This is a genomic window from Deinococcus planocerae (assembly GCF_002869765.1).
GTDB lineage: Bacteria > Deinococcota > Deinococci > Deinococcales > Deinococcaceae > Deinococcus > Deinococcus planocerae.
Window position 1 is genome coordinate 26235 of record NZ_PNOR01000039.1, and the last position, 9046, is coordinate 35280.

8 protein-coding genes are annotated in these 9046 nt (G+C 72.4%); 4 read left to right on the forward strand and 4 right to left on the reverse strand.

Going from position 1 to position 9046, the window contains the following annotated elements; genetic code table 11:
• Positions 1 to 53 precede the first annotated feature (53 nt).
• Both A7B18_RS17830 and A7B18_RS17835 read right to left on the reverse strand, forming a co-directional pair.
• A complete protein-coding gene (locus A7B18_RS17830) occupies positions 54 to 1049 on the reverse strand; it encodes a DUF6745 domain-containing protein (protein ID WP_102128051.1) in 996 nt (331 codons plus the stop codon).
• Positions 1049 to 1360 carry a hypothetical protein gene (locus A7B18_RS17835; protein WP_102128052.1) on the reverse strand — a complete coding sequence of 104 codons (312 nt, stop codon included), beginning with the start codon at positions 1358 to 1360 and terminating at the stop codon, positions 1049 to 1051. The genes A7B18_RS17830 and A7B18_RS17835 overlap by 1 nt, the downstream gene beginning before the upstream one ends.
• Positions 1361 to 1497: 137 nt before the next feature.
• Between A7B18_RS17835 and A7B18_RS17840 the strand changes: the two genes are divergently transcribed.
• The 4 genes from A7B18_RS17840 to A7B18_RS17855 are packed head-to-tail and all read left to right on the forward strand — an operon-like array spanning position 1498 to position 6375.
• Positions 1498 to 2697, forward strand: coding sequence for a metallophosphoesterase family protein (locus tag A7B18_RS17840; protein WP_102128053.1), 1200 nt, complete (start codon positions 1498 to 1500; stop codon positions 2695 to 2697).
• Entirely contained in the window at positions 2694 to 5426 is a 2733-nt protein-coding gene (locus A7B18_RS17845) for an AAA family ATPase (protein WP_102128054.1), read from the forward strand. Before A7B18_RS17840 ends, A7B18_RS17845 begins: the two co-directional genes overlap by 4 nt.
• Positions 5423 to 5896: an NUDIX hydrolase gene (locus A7B18_RS17850; RefSeq protein WP_102128055.1), complete on the forward strand. Its 474-nt coding sequence runs from the start codon at positions 5423 to 5425 to the stop codon at positions 5894 to 5896. Before A7B18_RS17845 ends, A7B18_RS17850 begins: the two co-directional genes overlap by 4 nt.
• A gap of 59 nt (positions 5897 to 5955) precedes the next feature.
• Positions 5956 to 6375 carry a hypothetical protein gene (locus A7B18_RS17855; protein ID WP_102128056.1) on the forward strand — a complete coding sequence of 140 codons (420 nt, stop codon included), beginning with the start codon at positions 5956 to 5958 and terminating at the stop codon, positions 6373 to 6375.
• 76 nt (positions 6376 to 6451) lie between these two features.
• On the opposite strand, the gene A7B18_RS17860 is transcribed toward A7B18_RS17855, so the two are convergent.
• Both A7B18_RS17860 and A7B18_RS17865 read right to left on the reverse strand, forming a co-directional pair.
• A complete protein-coding gene (locus tag A7B18_RS17860; RefSeq protein WP_102128057.1) occupies positions 6452 to 6685 on the reverse strand; it encodes a hypothetical protein in 234 nt (77 codons plus the stop codon).
• Positions 6686 to 6795: 110 nt separating this feature from the next.
• Positions 6796 to 9046 (reverse strand): coiled-coil domain-containing protein (locus tag A7B18_RS17865; protein ID WP_102128058.1); only part of this gene is annotated, 2251 nt, incomplete at its 5' end.

Consider the following 9046-nt stretch of genomic DNA (forward strand, 5'->3'; position numbering starts at 1 on the left):
TGACCGGGCAGGGAATGGAAGAGCGACAACCTCGATTGAACCGGCGGGGGTGCTCAGGCTTCCCGCAGGGGGTGGTAGTCGCCCGGGTCCAGTCCCGCCGTCCATGCCAACGCCTGCGCGCAGGTACGGATGTGGGGCGGGACGCGCAGGGCATAGCGGCCCCCCGTCGAGGGGCAGCGGACAAGCACGGCGACGAGGGGTTCGTCGTCGTCGAAGGGCACCCGCACGAGTTGCCGCTCGCCGCCAGCGTCTCGGTCCCGGTCGAGGATCAGGCCGCCGACCTCCGCTAGAAAGCGCTCGACGCCGATCCGGTCGAGCAGCACGCGGCGGCGTTGCACGTTGCGGGTGAGGAGCACCTCGCGGCCCGCAATGGTGTCGGGGCGGAAGGCGACGCGGGCGTCCACCGGCACGCCACGCCACTGCAACCGGACCCGCAGGCCGGGCGGGAGGGCCGTCAACCCGCTGTCCGCGAGTTCGAGCGAGCCGGTGACGTGGAGGTCGGCGCCCAGGGTGGTCAGGGACGCGCAGCCGCTCACGTCGAGGTGGCCGACGCTGATCTGCCCTTCCAGCCGGGTCAGGTCGCGGCAGTTGCCCAGGTTCAGGCGCAAGGCCCGCACGTCGGCGTTCAGCGTCCGTACCCCACTTCCGCTCAGGTCCACCCCATCCCGGACACTCCATCTCCCGTCGATCTCGTGCAGGGCCGGGGTGTTCCGCGCGCTGAGAGAATCTGCCTGGAGGTCAGTGGGAAGGGCACTCAGGTTGGGGCAGTCGTTCACGTTCAGGACCGTGCAGCGCAGCCACTCGGGCAGGGCGCGGAGCCAGGCGGATCCGCTGAGGTTCAGGGGGCCGTCGACGTGCAGGGCGGTGGGAACCGGGCCGCGACGCAGGAGGGTGCGCGCCTGCTCGGGGGTGACAGTGGGCACCCCGGCAGGCGAACGGGTGGGCCGACCCACGGGAACAGGTTGGACATTCACCGCCACCCGCTCCTCCCTCGGCCCTTCCCGGCGCGGCGCGGAGATCAGCCGCCCGCCGCTCCCCACCCGGAACATCAGTCGAGCACCACGCGGACGGCGCCGGGCGTGTACTCGCGCTGCCTCCACACCCGGTACCACCCGGCGGGGAGGCGGATGGGCGCGTGTTCCTCGTGCGTCAGGGTCGCGTGCGCGGCGGTGACGTGGAGGTAACGGTGCGGCCCCGAGCCGTCGTACAGGTGCGCCGCGTGCGTCTCCGCGATGCGGTGCGTGTGGCCGGTCAGCTCGCCGTGCGCCAGGGTCAGGTGCGGGGCGAGGTGGAGGGGGCCGGTCGGCGGCAGGGTCGCCTGCAAGAACACGTCACCGTGGCGGTAGAGGGGAGTGGGCATGGACGGCTCCTTGCGGGTGGAACGAGAAGCGTGAGGCTTGTCTCTATTACGCCTGTAGCATAATCACTGGCGCCCTCTCTGTCAAACACTGTCGCGTTTTACCGCCTCTAACCCCGTCCCCGTGCTATTTTTTCGTGATGCGCGTACTTCACACGGCGGACTTCCACGCCGGGCGGAATCTGAGGGGCCTCGACCGGACGCCGGAGGTGCACGGGGCGCTGGTGGAAATCGCGGGGCTGGCCCGGAGCGAGCGGGTGGACGCGGTGCTGGTGTCCGGCGACCTCTTCGACACGGTGAACCCGTCGGCGGAGGCGGAGGCGGCGGTCTTCGACTTCTTCCTGCGGCTGCGCGACGCGGGCATTCCGGCGGTCGTCATCGCGGGGAACCACGACTCCGCCGCCCGGCTGCACGGGCTGGCGGGCCTGCTGGGGTGGGTGGGCGTGCAACTCGTCGCCCAGCCGACGGGCAACCCCCTCGACATGATCCGCACCCTGGAGACGAAGGGGGGCGAGACGCTGACGGTCGGCGCCCTCCCCTTCCTGTCCGAGCGGCGGCTGGTGAAGGCGGCGGACGTGATGGGCGGCGACGTGGGCGCGTGGCGGCAGAAGTACCGCGAGGGGATGAGCTTCTTCCTGCGGCGACTGGCGGGAGGTTTCAAACCCGGCTCGGTCAACATGCTGATGCTCCACGCCACGATGGACGGCGCCGTCCCCAGCGGTTCCGAGCGCACCATGCAGTTCGACCTCACGAACGCCTACACCCTCTCGCCGCTGCAACTGCCCGCCGAGGCGCAGTACGTGGCGCTAGGGCATGTCCACAAGCCGCAGCCCGCCTCCGAGATGCCGCTCGCGCACTACCCGGGCAGCGTCATCCAGCTCGACTTCGGGGAGGGCGGGGAGAAGAAGCACGTCAACCTCGTCGAGGTGGAGGCCGGGCGCCCCGCCCGCGTGACTCCCATCCCCCTGGCGAGCGGGCGCGAGTTGCGGACGGTGAAGGTGGACCTGGAGCATGTGGAGGCGCGGCTGGGCAAGCTCACGGATTTCGGCGGGCTCGTCAAGGTCGTCGTGCGCGCCCCCTCGGGAACGGCGATGCCGGGGCTCAAGGACCGGGTGCTGCGGATGGTGCCGAACACGCTCGCCGTCGAACTCGAAGCCGTGCAGGACGACCTCGCCCTCCCGCAACTGAAGCGCGAGGGGCTGAGCCTGACCGAGCTGTACGAGCGGTTCCACCAGGAGCGCCGGGGCGAGTTGCCCGACGACCTGCGGGCCGCTTTCAAGGAGGCGGACGAGGCGGCGCGCGGGGAGGAGCAGGAGGAGCGGGCGGAGGTGGTGCAGTGAGGCCCCTTCACCTCGAACTCCAGGGCTTCACCGCCTTCCGGCAGCACGTCGCGCTGGAATTCGGCGACCTCGAACTTTTCGCCCTCGTGGGACCCACGGGCAGCGGCAAGAGCAGCCTGCTCGACGCGATGACCTTCGCCCTGTACGGCAGCACGCCGAGGCTGGGGGAGCGCGGTCTGGACGCGCTGATCTCGCAGGGAGAACGGGGCCTCTCGGTCAGCCTCATCTTCGAGGTGGGAGGTGAGGTATACCGGGTGGCCCGGTCGCGCGGTCGTCGCCAGGCCGAGAACGAGGTCCGCCTGGAGAGGAAGGAGGGCGACCGCTGGGTGGGCCTCAACGACGGGGGCACCAAGGGGGTCAACGAGCGGATTCGCCGGGTGGTGGGGCTCGACTTCCGCACCTTCTCGCGCTCGGTGTTGCTGCCGCAGGGTGAGTTTTCCAAACTGCTGCACGGCACGGGCAAGGAGCGGCAGGCCCTCCTGGGCGAGTTGATGGGCCTCGACCACGTGAAGGCCATGCAGACCTTCGCGGGCGACCGGGCCAAGGAACTCAAGCACCGCTCGACCAGCCTCCACGCCCTGCTGGAGGGGGAGTACGCGGGCGCGACCCCGGAGGCGGTGGCCGCCCTGCGCGCCGAGCGCGAGACGGTGGACGGCGAGATCGAGCGGCTGGCGGAGGGGCGCGAGCGGTTTCAAAGTCAGGTCAACCGCCTACGCGCGCTGGAAGGGGTGTGGACCGCCCGTGAGGACGCCACCCGTCGCCTGAGCACCCTGGAGGCGCGGGCCGAGGGTGTGCGCGAGGGCGCCAAGCGGGCCGAGCGGGCACGGCGGGTGGCGGGCGTGCTCCCCCTCCTCGACGCGGCGGAGCGGGCGCGAATCGCGGCGGGTCGGGAAGCGGGCGAGCTGGAGCGCGCGGTGCAGGCGGAGGAGACGGCACGGCGCGCGGTGGAGGCCGCCGACCGGAGTCTGCAGGCCGCCCAGGACGCCGAGGACCGCATCCCCGACCTGGAAACCCGCGAGGGCGCCCTGCGCGAAGCCGAAGCGGACGTGGCCCGGCTCAAGCGTGCGGGCGCGACGTCCCAGACCACCCACGCCTCCCCCCTGCCCTGGGACGAGGACGCGCACCACGCCGCGAAGGAAGCGGCCACCAAGCTCGACACCCTGCGCCGCGAGCGGGTGCAACTGGAGACGGAGAAGGCCGGACTCACCGCCCAGAAGGCCCGCCTCGCCGCCGACGAGCAGTTGCAGGCCGATCAAACGCTCGAGTGGGGCCGGGTAGAACGCGAGGGCCGAAACGTGAAGGCGGACCTCGACGCCGCGAACGCCGAGCTGGAAGCGGCCAGGCGGGAGGCGGGGCTCTCGGCGTACCGCGCCCACCTCCACCTCGGCGAGCCGTGCCCGCTGTGCGAGGGGACGGTGCGGACGCTGCCCGCCGCCCCCGCCGTGAATCTGGAGGCGCTGGAGGGGCGGGTGAAGGCCCTCGACCGCACGCTGACCGAGCGCCGCACCCGCTACCTCGAACTCAAGGCCGAACTCGCCGCCCGCAAGAAGACCATCGAGGCCAAACGCGCCGAGGTGGCCGACTGGGAGGAGGCCCTGAAACAGCGGGAGGCCGACCTGCGCCAGCTCGAGGTCAACATCTCGGGCGACCCCCACGACCTCGCCCTGCGCCTGCTCGCGGGATTGGCACGGCGGGTGCGGGCGGCGGGGGCTGATCCGGCACGGGAACGGCAACGGCTCCTCACCGAGGTCAAGACCATCCGCACCCGGTTGAGCGAGACGCAATCCGCCCTGGCCCGTGCCCAGAGTGCCCACGCGGCGGCTCAAGCAACTCTGACCTCCGCCCGCAGCGCCGCCGATGCCCGTGCCCGTGAGGCGGAGGTGGCCCAAGCCGGCCTCGACGACGCCCTCGCCAGCCTGAACCTGACTGCCGCCCAGGCCCGCGCCGCCGGTCTCCCCGAGGCGGACATCGCCGCGCTGGAGCAGGCCGCGCGCACCCACGCCGCGCAGGTCGAGCAACTGCGGGCCCGCCTCACCGAACTCGAACGGCAGCTCGGGGTGGAGCCCTTCGACCCGGCGAACCTGCGGCAGGCTGAGCGCGACCTCACCGCCACCGACGCGGCCCTGAGCAACACCCGCCAGCGCGCGGGGAGCCTCGCCGAGCAGGAACGCGGGGCCCGCGAGCGGCTGCGGCGCCGGGGCGAGATCGAGCGGGAGGCCAAGGAGGTTTCCCACGGGCTCGACACCTGGCAGACCCTGGCGAACACCCTCAAGGCCAACGAGTTCCAGCAGTACCTCCTCGCGGAGGTGGAGGCGCGGCTCCTCACCGGGGCGGGCACCCTTCTCTTCGACATCAGCGACGGGCGCTACCGCCTCGCGCTCGAAGACGGCGAGTACGTGGTGCAGGACCTGTGGAACGCAGGTGAGACGCGGGCCGTCAAGACCCTATCCGGCGGCGAGACCTTCCTCGCCAGCCTCTCGCTCGCCATCGCCCTGAGCGACTACCTCGCCGGGAACAAGATTCTGGGGGCCCTCTTCCTGGACGAGGGCTTCGGCACCCTCGACCCGCAGGCGCTGGAGGCGGTGGCGAACGCGCTGGAGAACCTGCGCACCCAGGGCCGCATGGTGGGCGTGGTGACGCACGTCGAGAGCCTGTCCGAGCGGCTGCCCAGCCGACTGATCGTCACGAAGAGCGTGGCCGGAAGCAGCGTGCAGCGGCTGGACGGGTGAGGGAGACCGTCCGCGAGGAGACGACCTGGGAGGGCCGACCCGTCCGCCTGACCTGGCTGCCCGGCTACCGGCCCCGTTCGCACGAGACGGTGACACAGGTCAGCGGCCTGTGCTTCACGGCGGGCGGGCAGATCGTCCTCGTCTCGCGGGACGGAAGGGCATGGAGTCTTCCCGGAGGCAAACCCGAGGACGGTGAGCCGTGGGAGGAGACGCTGCGGCGGGAGGTCGCGGAGGAAGCGTGCGCCGAGGTGCTGGATTGCCGATTTCTAGGAGCACAACGCGTCGAGGGGCTGACGCCTCAGCCGTACTCCCAGCTCCGCTTCCGGGCGCGGGTCGGCCTGCACCCGTTCACACCGACGATGGAAACGCAGCACCGAACGATGGTCTCGACCGAGGAGTATGCCCGCGTCCTCCCGTGGGGTGCGGGTGCCATCGGGCAGGCGCTGTTGAGACAGGCGCTCGACCCGTAACCGCCTGTGGGGGGCATCTGCGGCCACACCGAGCCCGTCAAGGTGGTCTACTGCTCCCCGTGAAGAACGCTCGCCTGTGGCTTCTGCTCGTCCCCGTCCTGCTGTCCTCATGCGTGCCGTCCACTCAGGTTTCTCTGACCGCCGACGTCCCCTCCGCCCGGGTCGTCAGCATCTCCGGCGGCTACCGGCTGTCGAGCGCCTTGGTGCCCCTGGGTGAGGTGACGGCGCAGACCCCCGACACGGCCTACGTCACCTTTCCGGAGTGCTCGACCGCCGCCGTCGCCGTGCCGGACGTTCGCCGCCTCGGCCCGGACGCAGCTCTTCAGGCGTGCCGGGCGGGAGATCAGGCCCTCACGCGGGGTCGGCAGACGGCTCTCGCCCTGGGGGCGGCGGGCCTCGTGGCCTTCAGCGTGTTCCTCGCCTGGACAATCGCGCAGGTGGGCAACACGCTTCAAGACGCGTTCACGGGCGCGCGGTAGTTGGGAACCCGGCCCCGAGCTGGCGACCCCCTCTCACCGTGGAGGAAAACACACGCGAGGAGAGGAGGACAAACGCTTAAGTGTTCTCGTCCCCGTCCGCCTGCCCGGTGCGGTCCACGGTCGCGATCACGGGAACGCTCAGGCCGGTGCCCGCGACCGTCCCGCCCGTGCCGCTCAGGCCCGTGGGCGGGATGATCCCGCTTTCCTGCGTTGCGCCTTCCCCGTCCGAGTTGCGCTCGGGGTCGCGGTTGCCGCTGTCGCGCTCGATCTCCTCGACAGACTTGCCGAGGGGGCTGGTGTCCTTGGTCATGGAAAACCTCCTGGGGGTGGCGCTCTACCCACCGTACGGGGCCGGGCTGTGAAGTTGGTGGGGCCAGGGTCAAGCACGGGCAGGGCACGGGGCAGCCGCCAACCCACCGCTCAGCGCCTCCCGCCCACCACTTCCTCCGCCTGACGGATACTCAGCACCCGGCTCGCCCCCGTGGCGTCCGTCGTCACGCCCCATAGCGCGTGCGCCACCTCCATTGTCGCCTTCTGGTGGGTGACGAGCAGGAACTGGGCCCCGCGCGCCGAGAAGCGCTCCAGAAAGGCGGTGAAGCGGCGGATGTTCGCCTCGTCCAGGGGCGCGTCCACCTCGTCCAGCACGGCGAGGGGCAGGCTGCCCGCCTCCTCCTGACCAGCACGGCCTTCTCCTCCGGCGTGGTTGAGCGCGAAGAGAAAGCCCAGGCCCGCCATCGTCCGCTCCCCGGCGGAGAGCAGGCTCATGGAACGGGTGCGCTTGCCCTTCGGCTGCACGGCGAGGCGCAACCCCGTCAGGCGCCCGGTCTCGTCATGCTCGGGTTCGAGGTCGCCCTGACCTCCCAGGAGTTCGGCGGAATAGGCGCGGAAGGCGGCGTTCACCCGGTCGAAGGCGGCGCGGGTGGCGCGGCCCTCGGTCTCCTCCAGCTCGGCGAGGTGGGCGCGCAGTTCGGCGGCGGCTCCCTCGGCGTCGCCCAGTTCGTCGCTCAGGCGCCCCAGCTCGGCGCTCTCCGCCGCGTGATCGGCCTCGGCGCGGGCGTTGACGGGGCCCAGGGAGTCGAGGTCGGCGCGGGCACGGCTGAGCTCCGCCGTCCACTCGCGGGGGGTGCCGGGTGGGCTGCACCCGTCGGGCAGGGGCTCGAGGCTGCCCTCACGGCGGGCGATCAGGAGCCGGAGGTCTTCGAGGCGGGCGCGGACCTTGTTCTGCTCGCCGATGACCGAGGTGTACGCCTGCGCCGCCGCGTCCCGTTCCCCCTCGGCGCGGGGGAGTTCGTGTTCGTCGAGGGTGCCCAGGGCCGCCTCCCGCCTCTGGACCTCGGCGGCGGCGCCGGAGAGGTGGGCTTCCTGAGCCTGGGTCGCCTCGGCATTGGCGTTCAGGCGCTCCCGCAGGTCGGCGGCGCGGGTGCGGGCGGTGCGGAAGGCTCGCCACGCCGCGTCGAGTTCGCGGGCGAGCGCGAGGGCTTCCAACGCCTGCCGCTCGTTGGCCCGCTGTTCCTCGGCCTGGGTGCGGGCTTCGAGGAGGGCGGCTTCGAGGTCGGTGGGATCGGCGAGGGGGTCGGCAGGAGGCGCGGCGGACGGCTCGGCGCTCACGTGGGCGAGCAGGCGGTCGCGGTTCGCCCCCAGGCTGCGGGCCTGGGCCTCCAGCTCGGTCACGCGCCGCTCGGCCTCGCGCTCCTCCCGGGCGGCGCGTTCGCGGGTGGCGAGGAGGGCGTCGTGCGCGTCGGCGTCTCCCGCGAGCGCGGCCTGAACCTTCTTCAACTCGGCTTGCAGGCGGGCCGTCTGCCGGTCCGTCTCCTCCAGCTCGGCGTCGATCTCCTGAAAACGTCGCTGGTCGGCGAGGACGCTGAAGCCCGCGTCGCGCAGCCGTCCCCCGGTGATCGCGCCCCCCGCCTCCAGCAGCTCCCCCTCCAGGGTGACGAGGCGCGGTCGGCCCTGGTGCGCGCGGGCGATTCGGTTGGCGGCGCGCAGGTCCTCTACGACGAGGGTGTCGGCCAGCACCGCCTCCCCGACGAGGGGCGGGTCGGCTGGGCACAGGTCGGCGAGGTTGCCGATCACGCCGGGCTCGCGCAGCAACGGCCCGTCGCGGCGGGGCCGGGCGCGGATCAGGTCGAGCGGGAGAAAGGTCGCCCGGCCCCCCACCTGCTTGAGTTCCTCAATGATCTGCCGGGCGTCCTCGCCGGAGTGGACGACGATCTGCTCCAGACGGCGGCCCAGCGCGGCGGTCACGGCGGTCTCGTACTCGGCGGGGACGGTGAGGAGGTCAGCGACCGAGCCCACGATGCCGGGGTGATCCAGCCGCAGGGCGTTGCGGGCGCCCTCGCCGTAGCGGGCGTAGGAGTTGAGGCTGCCCTCCAGCCGCTCGCGCTCGCGGCGCAGGGGCTGGGCGCTGGCGTTCAGGCGGGCGAGTTCGCCGCCCAGGTGGCGCTCATGGGCCTGGGCGTCCGAACGTCGGCCCGCCAGCGCCGCGTACTCCTCCTCAGCGTGTTGACGGGCGTGGGTCGCCGCCTCCAGACGTTCGCGGGCGGCGGCCAGGTCCTCCAGCGCAGTCTCCAGGTTCCCCTCGGCGCGTTCCAGTTCACCGCCCAGCGTGGCGCGGCTGGCGTCCACCCGGGCGGCGGCCTCGGCGGCGCGGGCGGCGGCGGCGCGGGCCCGG

Bases quoted from the DNA above. Each gene is read 5' to 3' on its own strand.
- A7B18_RS17830 (WP_102128051.1), bottom strand. From the start codon at position 1,049: ATGTTCCGGGTGGGGAGCGGCGGGCGGCTGATCTCCGCGCCGCGCCGG.
- A7B18_RS17835 (WP_102128052.1), bottom strand. From the start codon at position 1,360: ATGCCCACTCCCCTCTACCGCCACGGTGACGTGTTCTTGCAGGCGACC.
- A7B18_RS17840 (WP_102128053.1), top strand. From the start codon at position 1,498: ATGCGCGTACTTCACACGGCGGACTTCCACGCCGGGCGGAATCTGAGG.
- A7B18_RS17860 (WP_102128057.1), bottom strand. From the start codon at position 6,685: ATGACCAAGGACACCAGCCCCCTCGGCAAGTCTGTCGAGGAGATCGAG.